At 68.2% G+C, this 20101-nt stretch carries 16 protein-coding genes and 1 pseudogene; all 17 read left to right on the forward strand.

From position 1 onward, the window contains the following. The first annotated feature begins 23 nt into the window (after positions 1 to 23). The 17 genes and pseudogenes from flhB (at position 24) to RCF13_RS01465 (ending at position 20018) form a co-directional block, all read left to right on the forward strand. Entirely contained in the window at positions 24 to 1154 is a 1131-nt protein-coding gene (gene flhB, locus RCF13_RS01385) for a flagellar biosynthesis protein FlhB (protein ID WP_061478721.1), read from the forward strand. Between the two features lie 44 nt (positions 1155 to 1198). Next, the gene (gene flhA, locus RCF13_RS01390) at positions 1199 to 3259 is read left to right on the forward strand and encodes a flagellar biosynthesis protein FlhA (RefSeq protein WP_181357911.1); all 2061 of its coding nucleotides are present in this window, start codon (positions 1199 to 1201) and stop codon (positions 3257 to 3259) included. 145 nt (positions 3260 to 3404) lie between these two features. Next, positions 3405 to 5033 (forward strand): flagellar biosynthesis protein FlhF, encoded by a 1629-nt coding sequence (gene flhF, locus RCF13_RS01395; RefSeq protein WP_138951071.1) that lies wholly within the window; start codon positions 3405 to 3407, stop codon positions 5031 to 5033. Beyond that, entirely contained in the window at positions 5020 to 5907 is an 888-nt protein-coding gene (locus RCF13_RS01400; RefSeq protein WP_072166952.1) for a P-loop NTPase, read from the forward strand. The genes flhF and RCF13_RS01400 overlap by 14 nt, the downstream gene beginning before the upstream one ends. Next, positions 5904 to 6647 carry an RNA polymerase sigma factor FliA gene (locus RCF13_RS01405; protein WP_053498623.1) on the forward strand — a complete coding sequence of 248 codons (744 nt, stop codon included), beginning with the start codon at positions 5904 to 5906 and terminating at the stop codon, positions 6645 to 6647. The genes RCF13_RS01400 and RCF13_RS01405 overlap by 4 nt, the downstream gene beginning before the upstream one ends. 57 nt (positions 6648 to 6704) lie before the next feature. Continuing rightward, complete coding sequence (cheY, locus tag RCF13_RS01410) at positions 6705 to 7097, forward strand: chemotaxis response regulator CheY (RefSeq protein ID WP_005413247.1); 393 nt, start codon at positions 6705 to 6707, stop codon at positions 7095 to 7097. Next, complete coding sequence (locus tag RCF13_RS01415; protein WP_032129220.1) at positions 7097 to 7702, forward strand: protein phosphatase CheZ; 606 nt, start codon at positions 7097 to 7099, stop codon at positions 7700 to 7702. Before cheY ends, RCF13_RS01415 begins: the two co-directional genes overlap by 1 nt. A gap of 2 nt (positions 7703 to 7704) precedes the next feature. Continuing rightward, entirely contained in the window at positions 7705 to 9564 is a 1860-nt protein-coding gene (locus RCF13_RS01420; RefSeq protein WP_231352707.1) for a chemotaxis protein CheA, read from the forward strand. A gap of 90 nt (positions 9565 to 9654) precedes the next feature. Continuing rightward, positions 9655 to 10395: a flagellar motor protein gene (locus RCF13_RS01425; protein WP_049413360.1), complete on the forward strand. Its 741-nt coding sequence runs from the start codon at positions 9655 to 9657 to the stop codon at positions 10393 to 10395. A 1-nt stretch (position 10396) separates the two neighbouring features. Continuing rightward, positions 10397 to 11242: pseudogene (gene motD, locus RCF13_RS01430) on the forward strand (flagellar motor protein MotD); the annotation flags it as partial. A gap of 175 nt (positions 11243 to 11417) precedes the next feature. Further along, complete coding sequence (locus RCF13_RS01435) at positions 11418 to 12200, forward strand: ParA family protein (RefSeq protein ID WP_061478728.1); 783 nt, start codon at positions 11418 to 11420, stop codon at positions 12198 to 12200. Next, positions 12197 to 13456 (forward strand): chemotaxis protein CheW, encoded by a 1260-nt coding sequence (locus RCF13_RS01440; protein WP_231352706.1) that lies wholly within the window; start codon positions 12197 to 12199, stop codon positions 13454 to 13456. Before RCF13_RS01435 ends, RCF13_RS01440 begins: the two co-directional genes overlap by 4 nt. Before the next feature lie 289 nt (positions 13457 to 13745). Continuing rightward, positions 13746 to 14054 carry an STAS domain-containing protein gene (locus RCF13_RS01445; protein WP_061478730.1) on the forward strand — a complete coding sequence of 103 codons (309 nt, stop codon included), beginning with the start codon at positions 13746 to 13748 and terminating at the stop codon, positions 14052 to 14054. Next, positions 14051 to 14416, forward strand: a complete 366-nt coding sequence (locus RCF13_RS01450) for a response regulator (protein ID WP_005409521.1) — start codon at positions 14051 to 14053, stop codon at positions 14414 to 14416. The genes RCF13_RS01445 and RCF13_RS01450 overlap by 4 nt, the downstream gene beginning before the upstream one ends. A gap of 45 nt (positions 14417 to 14461) precedes the next feature. Beyond that, entirely contained in the window at positions 14462 to 16450 is a 1989-nt protein-coding gene (locus RCF13_RS01455; RefSeq protein ID WP_061478731.1) for a chemotaxis protein CheA, read from the forward strand. Between the two features lie 384 nt (positions 16451 to 16834). After that, positions 16835 to 19084: a methyl-accepting chemotaxis protein gene (locus RCF13_RS01460; RefSeq protein WP_231352705.1), complete on the forward strand. Its 2250-nt coding sequence runs from the start codon at positions 16835 to 16837 to the stop codon at positions 19082 to 19084. A gap of 160 nt (positions 19085 to 19244) precedes the next feature. Next, complete coding sequence (locus tag RCF13_RS01465; RefSeq protein ID WP_061480762.1) at positions 19245 to 20018, forward strand: flagellar brake protein; 774 nt, start codon at positions 19245 to 19247, stop codon at positions 20016 to 20018. The last annotated feature ends 83 nt before the right edge of the window (positions 20019 to 20101 follow it).

The following is a 20101-nucleotide window of genomic DNA, read 5'->3' on the forward strand; positions in this document are numbered from 1 at the left end:
CAACCCCTGCCGCAGTGCCCGTGATGTCCGAGAACGAATCCGCCGGCGAAAAGACCGAACAACCCACCGAAAAACGCCTGCGCGACGCCCGTGAACAGGGCAACCTGCCGCGCTCGCGCGAACTGGGCACCGCCGCCGTGTTCGGCGCCGGCGTGCTGGCGGTGATGGCCATGAGCGGCTCGATCGGACGCGGCGCCAGCGCCTGGATGAAGCAGGCGCTCAGCCCCGAGCAGAGCCTGCGGCAGAACCCGAAGGAACTGTTCGGCCACTTCGGCGACTTGCTGCTGCAGTTCATGCTGGTGATCGCGCCGCTGGTGCTGGTCTGCCTGCTGGCCAGCTTCGTCGCCCCGCTGGTGATGGGCGGCCTGCGCTGGTCGCAGAAGGCGTTGCTGCCCGACATCAACCGCATGAACCCGATGAGCGGGCTCAAGCGCCTGTATGGCCCGGAAGCCATCGCCGAGTTCACCAAATCGCTGCTGCGCGTGGCCTTCGTCGGCGTCGCCGCCGGGCTGGTGGTGTGGTCCGGCTTCGACACCCTGCGCGGCCTGATCCACCACCCGCTGGAGACCGCCATCACCGACGGCCTCGGCTTCACCCTGCGCCTGCTGCTGGCCACCGCCGGCGCGATGCTGGTGCTGGCCGCCATCGATGCGCCGTACCAGCGCTGGAACTGGATGCGCAAGCTGAAGATGACCCGTGAAGAGCTGCGCCGGGAAATGAAGGAAAGCGAGGGCAGCCCCGAGGTGAAGGGCCGTATCCGCCAGCTGCAGCAGCAGATGGCCAACCGCCGGATGATGGAAGCGGTGCCCACGGCGGACGTGGTGGTGGTCAACCCCACCCACTACGCGGTGGCCCTGAAGTACGAGGGCGGCGCCATGAACGCCCCCACCGTGGTCGCGCTGGGCGTGGACGAGACCGCCCTGCGCATCCGTGAAGTGGCCGACGGCAACAAGGTCGCGATCGTCTCTGCCCCGCCTTTGGCACGCGCCTTGTATCGGGAAGGCCAACTCGGAAAGGAAATCCCCGTGAGACTGTATTCGGCCGTCGCCCAGGTCCTGTCCTACGTCTACCAGCTGCGCGCCTGGCGCACTGGCCCGATGCCGGACGCCCCGCACATCCAGGTGGATGAATTCGGCAAGGGAGGCCGCCCGTGAGCGCCCAGCCCGCCACCGGATTCAACACTCGACGCGCCCTGGAAATGATCCGCCAGGGCCTTGGCGCGCCACTGATCGTGCTGGCCCTTCTGGCCATGGTCGTGGTGCCGCTGGCCGCACCGGTGCTCGATGCGCTGTTCACCTTCAACATCGCCATCTCGCTGATGGTGCTGCTGGCGGTGGTCTACGTGAAGCGCCCGCTGGATTTCACCATCTTCCCGATCGTGCTGTTGATCACGACCATGCTGCGGCTGGCGCTGAACGTGGCCTCCACCCGCGTGATCCTGCTCAATGGCCAGAACGGCCACGATGCCGCAGGCAAGGTCATCGCCGCCTTCGGTGAATTCGTGATCGGCGGCAACTATGCGGTCGGCATCGTGGTGTTCGCGATCCTGACCATCATCAATTTCGTGGTCATCACCAAGGGCGCCGGCCGCGTCTCGGAAGTGACCGCGCGCTTCATCCTGGACGCGATGCCCGGCAAGCAGATGGCGATCGACGCCGACCTCAACGCCGGTTTGCTGACGCGCGAGGAAGCCAAGCTGCGCCGCGAGGAAGTGCGTGAGGAAGCCGACTTCTACGGTGCGATGGACGGTGCCAGCAAGTTCATCCGCGGCGACGCCATCGCCGGCATCCTGATCCTGTTCATCAACATGCTCGGCGGCCTGGCCGTGGGTGTGCTGCAGCATGGCATGCCCTTCGGTGAAGCCGCTGCCACCTACACCCTGTTGTCGATCGGTGACGGCCTGGTGGCGCAGCTGCCGGCGCTGCTGGTCTCCAGTGCGGTGGCGATGCTGGTCACCCGCGCCTCGCGCTCGCAGGACATGGCCCAGGCCATGACCGGACAGGTGTTCGGCCAGTACCGCGCGCTGGCGATCACCGCCGGCATCATCGGCCTGGTCGGCCTGGTGCCGGGCATGCCCAACGTCGCTTTCCTGACGCTGGCCTCGATCCTTGGCTTCATCGCCTGGAAGCTGTATCGCAAGACCAAGGCACCGGCTGCCGATGCTACAGGCAGTGGCACCGATGCCGCCGCGCTCAATGCACTCGGCCGCCCGGCCGCCGCGGCACCGACCGCCGAACTGAGCTGGGACGAGCTGCGCCCGGTCGATCCACTGGGCCTTGAGGTCGGCTACCGGCTGATCCCGCTGGTGGACAGCAACCAGGGCGGCGAACTGATGGCGCGCATCAAGGGTGTGCGCCGCAAGCTGACCCAGGATGTCGGCTTCCTGATCCCGTCGGTGCACATCCGCGACAACCTGGAACTGCCGGCCAACGGCTACCGCGTGCTGGTGCATGGCGTGCCGGTGGCCACCGCCGAGATCCACCCCGACCGCGAGCTGGCCCTGGACCCGGGCAGCGCCCTCGGCGCGCTGGAGGGCATCGCCGGCAAGGACCCTGCGTTCGGCCTGGATGCCACCTGGATCCAACCGCACCAGCGTGCCCAGGCCGAAACGCTGGGCTACACGGTGGTCGACCCGGCCACCGTGGTCGCCACCCATCTGTCGCACCTGATCCGCGAACACGCACCCGAGCTGCTCGGCCATGAGGAAGTGCAGCACCTGCTGGCCAACCTGGCCAAGAGCGCACCCAAGCTCGTCGAAGATCTGACGCCGAAGGCGCTGCCGCTGTCGGCGGTGGTGCGCGTGCTGCAGAACCTGCTGGTCGAGCGCATTCCGATCCGCCAGCTGCGCAAGATCGCCGAGGCACTGGTCGAACATGCGCCCAGCAGCCAGGACCCGGCCGTGCTGACCGCCGCGGTGCGCACCGCACTGGGCCGCTTCATCGTGCAGGAGATCGCCGGAATGTCGGCGGAGCTGCCGGTGTTCACCCTCAACCCGCAATTGGAACGTGTCTTGCAGGAGTCCACGCAGGGCAACGGCGCCGCACTGGAACCCGGACTCGCTGAGCGACTGCACCAGAGCCTGGCCGAATGTGTCAGCAAGCAGGAAGCCCGCAACGAGCCCGCGGTCGTGCTGGTACCTGGCCCGGTGCGCGCCGCGCTGGCCCGCCTGGTCCGCCACAGCGTTCCTTCGCTGTCGGTCCTGGCCTACAGCGAGGTGCCGGAGGACAAGCGCCTGAAGCTGGTCGGAACGATCAGCTGACGCCGCCCGCCGATGCGCCAGAAAACAGACACCACTTTCGAACCAACGCAACAGACAGACACCAAGGGGAACCCGCACCGTGCAGACCACCGACCACCCGAGTTCCCCGACCGCCACCCCGCCGTCTTCGCCTCGTGACCACAGCATGAAAATCAAACGATTCGTCGCCGCCGACATGCGCTCGGCCATGAACCTGGTGCGCAAGGAGCATGGTCCTGACGCCGTGATCCTGTCCAACCGCCGGATCGAGGAAGGCATCGAGATCGTCGCCGCCGCCAACTACGACGAGAGCGCGGTACAGCGTGCACTGGAAGCCTCGCGCCGTGACGTTGCACCGCCGCCGGCACCCAAGCCGCGCACCGCCGCCGACGCGGTGATCGCCGCCGTCACCCGCCGCCGCAGCAGCACCCCGGCACCGGAACCGGTTGCCGCCACCACCTCGGCGGTGGCCGCCCTCGCCCGTGCAGCAGTGGGCGCTACCGGCCGCACCCTCGACAGCGCCGACGAGATCGTGCCGACCCGCGGCAGCACCGGCTTTGCCGCCACGCTGGCACGCGCCGCCGTCAATGAACCGGCACTGCCGGACCAGATCTTCGCCCCGTTCGCCGAGGCCATCGTTGCTCCGGCGCCGGCACCGGCCGTCGTCGCGCCGGCCAACCGCGCCCGTTTCCAGATCGATCCGCCGCACCAGGCACATCACGAAAGCGTGGCGCCGGCGGTGCAGCCGCCGCCGCTGCCGACCGCAGCCCTGTCTGAAACGCAGCCGGAGGTCGCCGTCAGCGAACCGGCGTTGGCCGATGCCACCGTCGAAGCCGCGCCGACGCCGACGCTCGCCCCAGCCCCGGTGCTGACCGTGGTCGCCCAGGACGACGCCGAGATCCGCCAGCTGCGCCAGGAAGTGGCCGGCATGCGCCAGGTGATCGAGCGCGAAATGAACCGCTTCACCGACGAGCGCCTGCGCGGCTGCCCGGTGCGCGCCACCGCGCTGGACCTGATGGACGAGTACGGCTTCGATGCTGGCCTGGCCCGCGACGTCGCCATGCAGATTCCGCTGGAGACCGAGGCGCACCGAGGCCGCGGCCTGATGCTGGGGCTGATCTCGCGCAAGCTGCCGATTGCCCCGGTCGACCCGCTGGAGGAAGGCGGCGTGATCGCGCTGGTGGGCCCGACCGGCGCCGGCAAGACCACCACCATCGCCAAGCTGGCCTCGCGGTTCGCCGAGAAGCACGCACCGCGTGACGTCGCTCTGGTCACCACCGACACCACCCGCATCGGCGCCCGCGAGCAGCTGTATGGCTACGGCCGGCAGCTCGGCATAGCCGTCCACGAGGCCAACAGCGGCACCGACCTGGACCAGCTGCTGGAACGCCTGAAGGACTACAAGCTGGTACTGATCGACACCGCCGGGCTGGGCCCGCGCGACCGCGCGCTGGCCGCCCAGCTGCAGTGGCTGCGCGCCGCGCGCCAGGTGCGCACCCTGCTGGTGCTGCCGGCCAACACCAGCTTCGGCGACATGGACGAGGTGGTCCGCCGCTTCGGTGCCGCCAACCTGCAGGGCCTGGTGCTGAGCAAGCTGGACGAAACCGGCCGCTTCGGCAACGCCCTGTCGGTGGCCGTGGACCACGCCCTGCCGATCACCTGGGTGACCGACGGCCAGGACGTTCCGGACGACCTGCACCGGGCCAGTGCGGCCAATCTCGTACTTCGCCTTGAAGATTTGCGCCGAGCGGCCGATATGCCCTGCAACCCGGAGTTGAACCATGCCGTCGCGTGAGTACGCCAAGCTGACCAAGACCTTCCCGCTGTCGGCCACCCGCAGCGAGCCGCTCGGCCCTGTGCGCACCATCGCCGTGACCGGCGGCAAGGGCGGCGTGGGCAAGACCAACGTGTCGGCCAACCTGGCCGTGGCGCTGGCCGGCATGGGCAAGCGCACGCTGCTGCTGGACGCCGACCTCGGCCTGGCCAACATCGACGTGATCCTGGGCTTGAACCCCACCTATACGCTGGCCGACCTGGTTGCCGGCCGCTGCTCGCTGGACGACGTCATCGTCGAAGGCCCGAACGGCGTGCTGGTGGTCCCGGCCGCGTCCGGCCGCCGGCACATGGCCGAGCTGGCCCCGGCCGAGCACGTCGGCCTGGTCAACGTGTTCTCCGAGCTGGAACGCGAGCTGGACATCATGGTGGTGGACACCGCCGCCGGCATCACCGACGGCGTGCTGACCTTCTGCCAGGCCGCGCAGGACACCGTGGTCGTGGTCTGTGACGAGCCGGCTTCAATCACCGACGCCTACGCGCTGATCAAGGTGCTCTCGCGCGAACGTGGCGTGGACCGCGTCCAGGTGGTGGCCAACATGGTGCGCGACCCCAACGAGGGCCGCGTACTGTACGAGAAGCTGACCCGCGTCTGCGAGAAGTTCCTCGCCGATGTCTCGCTGAACTACCTGGGCTGCGTGCCGCAGGATGACTGGCTGCGCCTGTCGGTGCAGCGCCAGCAGCCGGTGGTGAAGGCCTACCCGTCCAGCCCGTCCGCACTGGCCATCACCGAGATCGCGCGCCGCACAGCCCGCTGGCAGGCGCCCACCGAACCACGCGGCGGCGTCGAGTTCTTCCTCGAACGCATCCTCAAGCAGCGCGGGGTGGCGGCATGAAAGGCGCGGCCCAGTACAGGGAAGTCCAGCGCTCGGCGGCCAACGACGTCATCGCCCAGCACTCGGACCTGGTGCGGCGCATCGCCCACCATCTGGCCGCGCGCCTGCCGGCCAGCGTCGAAGTCGACGACCTGATCCAGGCGGGCATGATGGGCCTGATCGAGGCTTCGCGCAGCTACGACGCCGACCAGGGCGCCTCGTTCGAGACCTATGCCTCGATCCGTATCCGTGGCTCGATGATCGACGAGATCCGCCGTGGCGACTGGGTGCCGCGCTCGGTGCACCGCCGTGCACGCGATGCTGCGGCCACCATCCGCCGCCTGGAACAGAGCAGCGGCCGCGCCGCCAGCGCCACCGAAGTGGCCGCCGCGATGGAGATGCCACTGCCCGAGTACCTGCGCCTGATGGAAGACGCCGCGCGTGGCCAGGTGCTGAGCCTGGAGTCGCGCATCGAGGACCAGGGCGAGCTGGACACGGTCGCCCAGGGTGGCCCGACCCCGCAGCAGGTGCTGGAGCGCAGCGAGTTCGGCCGCGAGCTGGGCAAGGCCATCGGCCATCTGCCCGAGCGCGAACAGCTGGTGCTCTCGCTCTACTACGAGCAGGAACTCAATCTGAAGGAGATCGGCGCGGTGCTCGGCGTGAGCGAGTCGCGGGTCTGCCAGATCCACGGCCAGGCCGTGCTGCGCCTGCGCGGCCGGCTGAAGGTATTCGAGGCCGTCGACGCCGGCCTCGAAGAATGAACATCCCCGAGGCAGCTGCCCCCGGCCGCCCGGAATGAACAACAAAGGAACTCTGCTTTGAACAAGAACATGCGCATCCTGATCGTGGACGACTTCTCGACCATGCGTCGCATCGTCAAGAACCTGCTGGGCGATCTGGGCTTCACCAACACCGCCGAAGCCGAGGACGGGCATGCCGCGCTGTCGCTGCTGCAGAGCCAGCCGTTCGATTTCGTGGTCACCGACTGGAACATGCCGGTCATGACCGGCATCGAGCTGCTCAAGGCGATCCGTGCCGACGCCAAGCTGAAGACCCTGCCGGTGCTGATGGTCACCGCCGAAGCCAAGCGCGAGCAGATCATCGAAGCGGCCCAGAACGGCGTGAACGGCTACATCATCAAGCCGTTCACCGCGCAGACGCTGGAAGAGAAGCTCGGCAAGATCTTCGAACGCCTGGCGGCCAGCGCCTGATGGACACCACGGTCGACAAGAATGCCCTCGCCCTGCGCCTGCAGGAAGCACTGGACGCACTGGAGTCCGGTGACGAAACCGCCTGGCGGCAACGCATCGACGGACTGGTCGCGCTGCGCACGCAGCCGATGATGAGCGGCCTCTCGCGGCTGGCCCGCGAGCTCGGGCAGGCCCTGGGTGAACTGCCGACCGTGCCCAGCGAGGCCGGCGAACTGGACGATGCCTGCGCACGTCTGGACCACGTGGTGGCGATGACCGAACAGGCGACGCACCGCACCCTGGACCTGGCCGAGGAATGCCGCAGCCTGACCGAACAGCTGCGCGCCGAAGGCCTGCAGCCGGGCCAGGATGCGCAGCTCGAGCGCATCCGCCACAACCTCACCGAGATCGCCCTGACCCAGAGCTACCAGGACCTGACCGGGCAGATCATCCGTCGCGTGGTCGGCATCGTCCGCCGCGTGCACGAGGGCTTCGGCGCGCTCGGCCTGCCGCCGGAACAGCATCGCACCGATCCGGAGCTGGCCGGGCCGGCACTGAAGGGACTGGACCGCCACGCGGTCTCGCAGAACGACGCCGACGACCTGCTGTCGGACCTGGGGCTGTAAGCATGAGCGCGGTATCCGACGACATCACTGCCGATTTCATCATCGAGGCGCAGGAAATCCTGGATCGCCTGGGCGAACAGCTGGTGTCGCTGGAGCAGGCACCACAGGACACCGAGCAGCTCAACGCGGTGTTCCGGGGCTACCACACGCTCAAGGGCGGCGCCGGCTTCCTCGGCGTCACCGCCATGGTCGAGCTGTGCCACGCCGCCGAAGAAGCGCTGGGCATCGCGCGCGCGGGCCAGGCCGTGCTGCAGGCCCATCACTTCGATGCCGCCCAGCAATCGCTGGACTACCTGCAAGCGATGCTGGATGCAGTTTCCTCCGGCACCGAGCCGGGCTATGCGCCGCCGGAGCTGATCGCCCAGTTCGACATGCACGGAAGCGCCGCCGCGCCGGCCGCCCCGACCGCCGTAGCGGCGGCCGGTAGCGGCGACCTGATCACCGACGACGAATTCGAGGCCCTGCTCGACCAGCTGCACGGTGCTAACGCGCCGACCGCGGTCGCGCCGGCAAAGAAGGCTGACGACGGCCTGATCAGCGAAGACGAGTTCGAAGCCCTGCTCGACCAGCTGCACGGTGGCGCCGCACCCGGCGCCAAGCCCATCGCTGCCGCAGCGCCCGCACCGATTGCGGCATCACGCCCACTGGCCGCACCGGCCGCACCCGCACCGGCAGCGGCGACCAAGCCGGCCGCCAAGCCGCTGGCCGAAGCCGAACATACCGTGCGCGTGGACACCAAGCGCCTGGACGCGATCGTCAATCTGATCGGCGAACTGGTGCTGTCACGCAACCGGCTCAAGACCCTGCGTGCGCGCCTGCGCGACGAGGAACTGGACCGCGCCGTGTCGACCCTGGACATCGCCACCGCGCGCCTGCAGTCGGCGGTGATGCGTACCCGCATGCAGCCGGTGGGCAAGGTCTTCTCGCGCTTCCCCAAGGTCGCCCGAGACGTTGCCCGCTCGCTGAAGAAGGAAGTGGACCTGGAGCTGATCGGCGCCGAGACCGAGCTCGACCGCAACCTGGTCGAAGCGCTGGCCGACCCGCTGGTGCACCTGGTCCGCAACGCCATCGACCATGGCGTGGAAATGCCCGATCTGCGCGAAGCACAGGGCAAGCCGCGGATGGGCCATGTACGCCTGTCGGCCCAGCAGGAGGGCGACTACGTCAGCATTGAAGTGCAGGACGACGGTGCCGGCATCGATCCGGAGAAGCTGCGCGCGAAGGCGCGTGAGAAGGGCCTGATCGATCCGGAAGCTGCCGCGCGGCTGAGCAGCGAGGAGTGCCTGCACCTGGTGTTCCTGCCCGGCTTCTCGACCAAGCAGCAGGTCACGGATATCTCCGGCCGCGGCGTTGGCATGGACGTGGTGCAGTCGCGCATCCGCGAACTGAGTGGCCAGATCCAGATCCAGTCCGAGCTGGGCCGTGGCAGCCGCTTCCTGATCCGCGTGCCGCTCACCCTGGCGATCCTGCCGACCCTGCTGGTGCAGGCCGGCGAGGACGTCTATGCACTGCCGCTGGCGCGCGTGATGGAAGTGCTGCACGCGCCGCGCACCTCGCTGGGCTGGTTCGATGGCCGCGCCGTGCTCGACCGTCGTTCGCATACGCTGCCGCTGGTCGATCTGCGCCAGTGGCTGGATGTGACGCCGGCCGCCTCGACCCTGCTGACGATCGTGGTGCTGCAGGCCGGCGAAGCGCGCTTCGGCCTGGTCGTGGACCAGGTGCGCGGGCGCGAGGAAGTGGTCATCAAGCCACTGCCGAAAGCCCTGCGCGGCCTGCGCGGTTACGCCGGTGCAACCCTGATCGGCGATGGTCGCATGGCGCTGATCCTGGATGTGGACGGCCTGCGCAGCCCGCACGACTGACCCACTTGCTGAACCCGAAAAACCGTGAAGTCGCACCAGTAGCCCGTACCGGTGTCTCAAGTCCCATTCATACAAGCCGATACCGGATCCATGGATAGACTCAGCCTCATTGGACTCTTTCTCGCCCTGGCCTCGCTGGTCGGCGGCAGCATCCTCAAGGGCGCCGGCCTGGCGTCGCTGTGGTCGCCTGCGGCGTTCGTGATCGTCATCGTCGGCACCGTCGCTGCGATCCTGCTGCACACCTCGCCGGCGGTGTTCAAGCATGCGTTCAGCATCGTGCGCTGGGTCGTGCGTCCACCGCACAGCGACCGCCGCGAGCTGATCCAGCAGATCGTCGAGTGGAGCAACATCGCCCGCCGCCAGGGCCTGCTGGGCCTGGAATCGCAGGTGGAAGCACAGCAGGACCCGTTCCTGCGCAAGGGCCTGCAGCTGCTGGTGGACGGCGTCGAGCCCGAATCGATGCGGCACATGCTGGAAATCGAACTGGGCAGCCAGGAGCACCAGGACCAGGCCGGCGCGAAGGTGTTCGAAGCAATGGGCATCTATGCACCGACGCTGGGCATCATCGGTGCCGTGCTGGGCCTGATCGCAGTGATGAAGAACCTGGCCGACCCGAGCAAGCTCGGCCACGGCATCGCCGCCGCGTTCACCGCCACCATCTACGGCATCGCTTCGGCCAACCTGCTGTTCCTGCCGATCGCCGCCAAGCTCAAGAGTGTGATCTCGCACAACACGCGCGACCGCGAGATGGTCATCGAAGGCCTGATCTCGATCGCTCAGGGCGAGAACCCGCGCAACATCGAAACCAACCTCTCCGGCTTCCTGCACTGACATGGCCCGCCGCAAGCACCACGAAGAGCACGCCAACCACGAAGCATGGGCGATCCCCTATGCCGACCTGATGACGCTGCTGCTCGCCTTCTTCGTGGTCATGTATGCGATCTCCTCGGTGAACGAGGGCAAGTACCGGATCATGGCCGACGCGCTGACCGATGCCTTCGGTGGCGCACCGCGCACCATCAACCCGGTGCAGGTGGGCAACAAGCAGGTGCAGGGCGGCGGCTGGGACAGCCCCTCGGTGATCAAGTCCGGCACCAAGATCGGCCCGTCCGCGCCGGCGCCCTCGCACGACCCGACCCTGCTGCCCTCGATGGCTTCGCAGATGCGCATGCCGGTGTCAGTGCACAACCAGGAGCAGATCGCGCGCGCCGAGCGACAGCTCAACAGCATCGCCGACCGCCTCACCGCCGCGCTCGCACCGCTGATCGACCGCGGCATGATCAGCGTGCGCCGCACCGAACTGTGGATCGAAGTCGAGATCAACAGCGACATCCTGTTCCCCACCGGCTCGGCCGCGCTGGACGTGCATGCGCGGCAGACCCTGGCCAGCCTGGCCGAGGTGCTGCGCGACGTGCCCAACAGCGTGCGCGTGGAAGGCCACACCGACAACGTGCCGATCGCCACCGCCACTTTCCCGTCGAACTGGGAACTGTCGGCCGGGCGCGCCGCCAGCGTAGTGCACCTGTTCGCCGACCAGGGCGTGCAGCCGTCACGGCTGGCGATGGTCGGCTATGGCCAGTTCCGCCCGCGCGAAGAGAACGACAGCGCGCAGGGCCGCAACCGCAACCGCCGGGTGATGGTCATCATCCTGGCCGACACGTCGCACTCGGTGGATCCGCTCGGCCAGCGCCTGAACGCAGCCACCGGCGCCACCGACAGCACCGTCACCGAACAGGCCGCCGCAACTCCGGCCAGCGCCCCCACCTCCCCCATCGCACCGGTGAAGTTGCCGCCGGTGCCGGCTGGCAGCCGCGTCGGCGCCGCCGTTCCCCCGGCAATGAAGGAGTAAACCGATGCGCATCTGGGCAGTCGCCAACCAGAAGGGCGGAGTCGGCAAGACCACCACCACCCTCGCCCTCGGCCGCGGCCTGGCCGCGCTCGGCCATCGCGTGCTGCTGATCGACCTCGATCCGCATGCCTCGCTCAGCCGCGCCTTCGGCGTGCCGGTGGACCCGCCGCCGGCCGGCGTACTGGAACTGTTCGGCACACCGCCAGCGGACCTGTCCGGCCTGTGCCATGCCAGCAACATCCATGGCCTGGACTACGTCTGCGCACAGTCGGCGCTGGCCACGCTGGAACGCCGCAGCGCCAACCAGCCCGGCCTCGGCCTGGCCCTGCAGAACGCGCTGGCGCGCCACCAGGGCCAGCACGACTACATCCTGCTGGACTGCGCACCGACCCTCGGCCTGCTGATGATCAATGCGCTGGCCGCAGCCGACCGTCTCATCATTCCCACCCAGGCCGAGCCACTGGCCCTGCACGGCCTGGATGGCATGGTCCGCACCGGCGAGATGGTCGAGCGCTCGCGCCGCCGCCCGCTGCCGATCTCGATCCTGCCGACCCTGTTCGACCGCCGCACCCGCGCCGGCAACGAGTCGCTGCGCACCATGCAGGATCGCCACGGCAACCGCGTGTGGGAAGACGCCATTCCGATCGATACCCGCATCAGCAACGCCGCCGGGCTGACCCTGCCGAGCACCGGCGAGGACTACCCGGGCCGTGGCCTGGCCGCCTACCGCCGTGCGCTGAACTGGATCCTCGGCGAGGATGCCCGCGCCCTGGAGCAGGCCGCATGAACAGCACCGGCATCCTCGATGATTACCTGGACGAACTGCTGGGGGAGGCCATTGTCGCGCCGCCCTCTGCCGAGCTGTCGCCGGCTGGCGCCGGGCCAAGCCCGGCGATCGAAGCAGTCGCCGAACGCGAACCGACCTGGGACGACCTGCCGGCCGAAGTGATCTACGAAACCGAAACCATCGCCGCCGCGCCGAGCGGGGACAGCGCTGCGCTGGAAGCCGCCTTCGAGAGCGCCGCACCACCCACGCGCGAACCCACCTGGGATGACCTGCCCGCCGAGGTGATCTATGAAACAGAATCCGTCGCCGCCGCGCCAAGCCCGGACGACGCGGTGCTGGAAGCGGCCTTCGAGAGCGCTGCCGCCTCCGCTAGCGCTGGGCCGGGTCCGGCGGGAGAAGCGGTTTCCGAACGCGAGCCGACCTGGGATGACCTGCCTGAGGAAGTCATCCACGAAACCGCGCCGGCACCCGCCGTCGTTGCAAACGCCGGTCCGGAACCTACCTGGGACGACCTGCCGGACGAGGTGATCTACGAAACCGATCCGGCCGACAGCCATCGCCTCGCCCACACCGACAGCCCCGGCCTGCAGGCCGCGTTCGAGGCGGCCGCCGGTGGCGAAGACGTAGCCACGCCACCGCCCGCCGTGGTCGCAGCACCGGTGGCCCCGACGGTTGCACCTGCAGCCCCGGCCCCGGCGGCGCGCACCGCCACTCTGCCGCCGCGCGTCGGCGTCGATGCCCCGGCAGGCAACCGTCCCGGCACCTGGCAGGAGCTGCAGGCGCAGGCCCACCAACCGGCTCGCAGCCCGCACCCGCAGAACCGACGCGCCGGCGAACGCACTTCGCGCTGGCTGCGCCTTCGCTGCGGCACCCAGGCCTATGCGCTGGAACTGCTGAAGGTGCAGGAAGTGGTGCTGCCGGTGCCCCTGCTGCCGCTGCGTGGCACTGCAGCGGCCATGCTCGGCATCATGAACCTGCGCGGCCAGGTGGTACCGGTGATGGATCTGGGCCTGCACCTCGGCGCGGCCGCCGCCGAGGACGACGCGCAGACCCGCATCGTGGTGCTGGAAGAAGACGGCGAGACCATCGGCCTGCGCGTGTCAGCGGTCGAAGATGTCGCCAACCTCACCGATTCGCAGATCGAACCGCCGGATACCGCGCGCATCTGCCAGATCTCAAACGACCTGTTCCGTGGCGTGGCCCGGGTCAGCCAGCGCCCGATGATCCTGCTCGACGCCACCCGGCTGTTGAGCTGAGCCACCAGGAAAAAGGGGACGGAGGGGATCAAGTCGCAAGTGGCTCGGCGCTTTGCACCGAAGCGGTGCCTGTCGGGGACGCAAGGAGTTGATCCGTTGGATCAACACCTTACGTCCCCACTGCGCGGTCACCGTTGCCGAGGGGACTGCAGTAGAGCCAGGTCGCTTGCGACTTGATCCCCTCCGTCCCCTTTCAGACAGCGACCGCATCGACGTACCGCGTCGATTCTTCTAAAGAACCCCACCGGGGTGCCGTTATGGATCACGGAACCGTTTGTCCGGAGCAACGATGAGCACTGTCGAACTGGGTGGGGATCTCGGCATCGAGAGCACTACCGAGCTCAAGAACCGCCTCGCCCCCCTCGTGGAGCAGGCTGGCGAGCTGACCCTGGATGCCAGCCAGGTCGCCCGCATCCACACGGCCGCCGTGCAGGTGCTGTGTGCGTTCGTGCAGGCCCGCCGCGAGGCAGGCCTGGGCACCGGCTTCCACGGTTGCACTGCAACCTTCAGTGACGCCGCGCGCCTGCTGGGCGTCACCCAGGCCCTGGGCCTGGACGTAACCCATGACAACCTGAAATCTGTGGAGAACGCTGCATGAGCGCACGTATCTTGGTGGTGGACGATTCGGCGTCGATGCGCCAGATGGTGTCCTTCGCCCTCACCTCGGCCGGTTTTGCCGTCGAAGAAGCTGAAGACGGCGCGGTCGCGCTCGGTCGCGCCAAGGGCCAGCGCTTCAATGCGGTGGTGACCGACGTCAACATGCCGAACATGGACGGCATCGCGCTGATCCGCGAACTGCGCCAGCTGCCGGACTACAAGTTCACCCCGCTGCTGATGCTGACCACCGAATCGGCCGCCGACAAGAAGTCCGAAGGCAAGGCCGCCGGTGCCACCGGCTGGCTGGTCAAGCCGTTCAATCCCGAACAGCTGGTCGCCACCGTGCAGAAAGTGCTGGGCTGATCGCCCGGCACCGCTCCCCCTCTTCGCTTCCGGATCACCACTGCCATGAGCATGGACCTGCAACGCTTCCACGCCACCTTCTTCGAGGAGAGCCGCGAAGGCCTCGATGCGATGGAGGCTGGCCTGCTGGCCCTGGAATCGGGGCAGCAGGACGCGGAGATCATCAATTCGGTGTTCCGCGCCGCCCACTCGATCAAGGGCGGCGCCGGCACCTTCGGCTTCGACGCGATCGCCGGCCTGACCCACGTGCTGGAGACGCTGCTTGATGAGCTGCGCGCCGGCAAGCGGGCCCTGGAAGGCCACGCCGTCGACGCCATGCTGTCCTCGGTGGACGTGCTGCGCGCCCTGCTGCGCGAAGCCGAACACGGCCAGGCTGCCGATCCGGCTGCAGTCGCTGCGGTGAAGGCGCGCCTGGAAGCGGTTCTTTCCGGCCAGGCCGCAGCGAGCGCCCCGGCGGCCGCGGCAGCCAAGGTGGACGATACGCCGGAAGCCTGGCAGATCGGCTTCACCCCGGCGCCGTCGCTGTTCATGAGCGGCAACGATCCATTGCGCATCATCCGCGAACTGGAACACCTCGGTTCGCTGCAGGTCGCTGCGCGCATGGAACGCCTGCCGGGCTTCGCCCAGCTTGATCCGCTCGAAGCCCATCTTGCGTGGGATCTGGGCCTGGTCGGCAAGGTGCCGCGCAGCAAGATCGAAGACACCTTCGCCTGGGTGCTGGACGATTGCGAGCTGGACATCCGTCCCGCCGCGCCGCCGAGCCTGGCCACCCAGGCGCCGGCCGCCGCGGCTCCCGCTCCGGTCGCTGCGGCACCGTCTGCACCTGCCGCGCCTGCCGCCAGCGGTGGTGCCAGCCAGGAAGCGGAAACCTCGATCCGCGTCAGCGTCGACAAGGTCGATGCGCTGATCAACCTGGTCGGCGAGCTGGTCATCACCCAGGCCATGCTCAAGCAGGTCTCGCATGCGCTGGACCCGGTCCACGCCGAGAGCCTGTTCGCCGGGCTGGACCAGCTTGAACGCAACACCCGCGACCTGCAGGAAGCGGTGATCGGCGTGCGCATGCTGCCGGTTGACGCGGTGTTCCGCCGCTTCCCGCGCCTGGTCCGCGACCTGTCCAGCCGCCTCGGCAAGCAGGTGCGCCTGCGCACCGTCGGCGAAGGCACCGAACTGGACAAGGGCCTGATCGAAAAGATCGCCGATCCGCTGGTGCACCTGGTGCGCAACTCGATCGACCACGGCCTGGAAATGCCCGACGTACGTCGCGGTGCAGGCAAGGATGAGACCGGCACGATCACGCTGGCGGCCTCGCATCAGGGTGGCCATATCGTCATCGAAGTCAGCGACGATGGCCGTGGCCTGGACCGCGCCAAGATCCTCGCCAAGGCCTACGAACGCGGCCTGGCCGTGCCGGACAACCCGACCGATTCGCAGGTCTGGGACCTGATCTTCCAGCCCGGCTTCTCCACCGCCGATGCGGTCACCGACCTGTCCGGGCGTGGCGTCGGCATGGACGTGGTCCGCCGCAACATCCAGGCACTGGGTGGCGAGGTGCAGATCGAAAGCAGCCTCGGTACCGGCACCCGCACGCTGATCCGCCTGCCGCTGACCCTGGCCATCCTCGATGGCATGACTGTGGCCGTGGCCGGCGAAACCCTGATCCTGCCGCTGGCCTACGTGCTTGAGGCATTGCAGCCGCAGCCCGAGGATATCCGCAGCATGGCCGGCGAAGGCCGCGTGCTGCGCGTGCGCGGCGAGTACCTGCCGATCCTGTCGTTGAGCGAGTACTACGGCTACGGCAACCGCGCACCGGGCAGCGAATCGCTGGTGGTGGTGGTGGAAGGCGATGGCCAGAAAATCGCGCTGGAAGTGGACGAACTGGTCGGCCAGCAGCAGGTGGTGGTGAAGAACATCGAGAACAACTACCGCCGTATCGGCGGAGTGTCCGGTGCCACCATCCTTGGCGACGGCCGCGTCGCGTTGATCGTTGACATCGGCGGACTGGTGCGCTCGCTGCGGATGCCGCAGGCCGCCTGATCCACGCCGCATGCGGGTCATGGACCGCCGCCCTTCGGGGCGGCGGTTTTTGTTTGCGTGCGCCTGCCAGTGGTGTCAGATCCCTTTCCGCAGGAACGGCATCTGGCCGCGGGACGGCACCCCGAAACCAGATCGTGAACTCCGTCGGCACGATGGTTGCGGGCGCAACCACTTCATCCAAGCGAAACCGCGTCGCTGCAACGCTTTTGCGCTGTCATCCCTACGCAACCGAATGTGATCTGCGTCCATAAAGTCCGCGCGGACGGCGCCGCTATTTCGCCTTGACGGTCGTCACCGAACCCCACCGGGCACCCCCGTTCGCTCTGCAACCACCCCCAAACCGGCGCACAGACGCCGGCACTCTGCCCACCTGGAGCACCCTGCATGAAGTGGTTCCAAGATCTGCCCATCGCCCGCAAGCTGGCCGTGGGGTTCACCCTCACCACCCTGATGACCGTCGTACTGGGTGCCTTTGCCTTGATCCGCCTGTCCGAGGCCAACGCGCAGCTGCGCGACATGGCCGGCAACGATATCCCCTCGGTCCAGCACCTGGGCGAGGCGCGCTCGCAGCTCGGCGAGTTCCGCACCTACGAACTGGCCCAGCTGAGCATGCTCGACCAGCCGGAAAAGGTGGCCGACTACAACAAGCGCATGGACGATACCGCCAAGGCCGTGCATGACGAGCTGGCGGCGTACGCGGCGCTGCCGGCGCTGGACAAGGAGCGTGAACTGTATCGCGCAGCCAGCGCACAGCTCGACCGCTACTTCGCCGCCAACAAGGCGATGCGCGACGCCGTGACCGCTGGTGACGGCGTCCTGGCGCGGCAGATCTCCGACGAACAGTCACGCCCGGCGCGTCGCGACCTGTTCGCTGCAATGAAGGCACTGGGCACCCATATCGCCGGCCAGATGGACCGCAAGATCGCCGACGCCAACGCCACCCACCGCACCAGCATGATTGCCATCATCGGCTGCATCGTGCTGCTGTCGCTGGTGGCTGCCGCGCTGGCCATCGTCATCTCGCGTGCAGTGACCGGCCCACTCGGCAAGGCCGTGCATGCCATCCAGGCCGTTGCCCGCGGTGATCTCAGCGTCAGCACCCAGGCCACCAGCAAGGATGAAGCCGGCAGGATGCTCGCTGCCACCGCCGAGATGACGGCGATGCTGCGACGCTTCAGCGAGCAGACACAGCTGATGGCACAGATGCACGCTGGCCCGGACATCAGCCATCGCATCCCGGAAGATTTCCCGGGTGTCTACGGCCAGCTGGCCAACGGCATCAACACGGTGATCTTCGAGCACCTCGATGCGATCGTCGATGCCATTGAAGTACTCAACCAGTACGCCATCGGCAATCTGAGCCCGGATGCACGCCGCCTGCCCGGCAGCCGCGCGATCCTGCACGAATCCATGGACGCGGCCAAGGCCAGCCTGCTGGCCATCAATTCGCAGATCCAGCACCTGGCTGCGGCGGCCGCCGCCGGTGACTTCAGCCAGCGCGGCGACGCACAGCGGTTCCAGCACGACTTCAAGCTGATGATCGAGCACCTCAACACCATGATGCAGGTGGCTGACGGCAACCTCGGCCAGCTCTCGCAGCTGCTGCAGTCGATCGCCACCGGCGACCTGACCGCGCGCATGGAAGGCCAGTTCAATGGCGTGTTCGCCCGCATGCGCGACGATGCCAACACCACGGTCGCGCAGCTGACCCAGATCGTCGGCCAGATCCAGGCCAGCGCCTCCAGCATCACCCTGGCCGCCGGCGAGATCGCCTCGGGCAACAGCGACCTGTCACGCCGCACCGAGCAGCAGGCCGCCAACCTCGAGGAAACCGCGGCCTCGATGGAGGAACTGACCTCCACCGTGCGCCAGAACGCCGAGCACGCCCGCCAGGCCAACCAGCTCGCCATCGGCGCGCATGGCGTCGCCTCGCAGGGTGGCGAGGTCGTCGGCCAGGTGGTCACCACCATGTCCGCCATCGAAGCCTCGTCGAAGAAGATCGCCGAGATCATCAGCGTCATCGACGGCATCGCGTTCCAGACCAATATCCTGGCACTGAATGCCGCCGTGGAAGCCGCGCGTGCCGGTGAACAGGGCCGCGGCTTCGCCGTGGTCGCCAGCGAAGTACGCACCCTCGCCCAGCGCTCGGCCGCTGCCGCCAAGGAAATCAAGGGCCTGATCGACGACTCGGTCGGCAAGGTCGCCGAGGGCTCCAGCCTGGTCCACCAGGCCGGCAGCACCATGGGCGAGATCGTCGCCTCGGTGCAGCGTGTGACCGACATCATGGCCGAGATCTCCGCTGCCTCGCAGGAACAGAGCGCGGGCATCGAGCAGGTCAACCAGACCGTGGTGCAGATGGACGAAACCACCCAGCAGAACGCCGCACTGGTGGAGGAAGCCACCGCTGCCGCACGTGCGATGGAGGACCAGGCCGTGCAGCTGGGTGAAGCCGTGGCCCGCTTCCGGCTGGCATCGCACGGCACGACGGCCATTCCGGCACGCCCGTTGGCGGCACCGGTACCCCGCCAGGTCGCAGCCGCCGCGCCTTCGGCAAAGCCGGCTTCCGCGCGCCCCCTGCGCAGCTCGACGGCGCAGCCGGTACTGGCCGCCGACGGCGACTGGCAGGAGTTCTGACAGAACCACGGGGTCAGATCCCTTTCCCGCAGGAAAGGGATCTGACCCCTTACGCGTAGAAAGTGATGCAAATCTCACTTCATAATCCGGTGCAGAGGCCGATATCCCCATCGAGCCTCGCGCCAATGCGTGCTGGCGCCCGCCCCTGACCGTAGATTCCATGTCCGACGGCAACGACACTGCAGTGCATGATGTCCACGCGGCCGACGCCGCTGACGAGCGCTTCCTGGTCCGCAACCCGCGCCAGCTGCGGCAGCTGCTGCGCTCGCTGATCGACCAGCGATCATTGATCAACGCGCACATCGACGGCCGCGACCGTTCGTTCCCCACTGCGCTGCTCGACCTCGACGAGGACGAGGACTACCTGCTGCTCGATGGCAGCCCGCAGGAAGCTTCCAACCGCGCCGCCGAGCAGGCCGATCACCTGCTGTGCTTCGCCCAGCTCGAACGGGTGCTGGTGCGCTTCCGCCTGCACGAACTGCAGCGCGTGGACAACGACGGCCACGTGGCCTTCCGTGCGCCGCTGCCTGACGAACTGGTGCACCTGCAGCGCCGCGAACTATACCGACTGGAGACGCCAGTCACTGATTCACCGCAGCTGCTGCTGCCCCCCGGCGAAGCGCGGGCCGAAGCGCTGTCGATGCGGGTGGTGGACATCAGCGGTGGCGGCCTGGCCGTGGTGGTGCCCAATGACTGCGCGGTATTTGGTCTGCAGAAGCGCTATCCGGCGCAGCTGTCGCTGCCGGACGGCCCCGACCTGGACATCGCGCTGGTGGTCTGCAACCTGTTGCCCCAGCGCCAGCCCAACGGCATCGAGGTCAAGCGCGTGGGCATGCGCTTCGACAGCCTGCCGCGCGGCGCCGACAGCGCCATCCAGCGCTACATCTTCCGCATCGACCGCCAACGCAAGGCACGCCGCAACGGCGAGCTCTAAGGCCCGGCCAACAGGTAGTGCCGGCCGCTGGCCGGCAACGTCGCGACAATGCGGGTACGGCCATTGCCGGCCAGCGGCCGGCA

The organism is Stenotrophomonas maltophilia group sp. RNC7, from assembly GCF_030910085.1.
Taxonomy (GTDB): Bacteria; Pseudomonadota; Gammaproteobacteria; order Xanthomonadales; family Xanthomonadaceae; genus Stenotrophomonas; species Stenotrophomonas sepilia.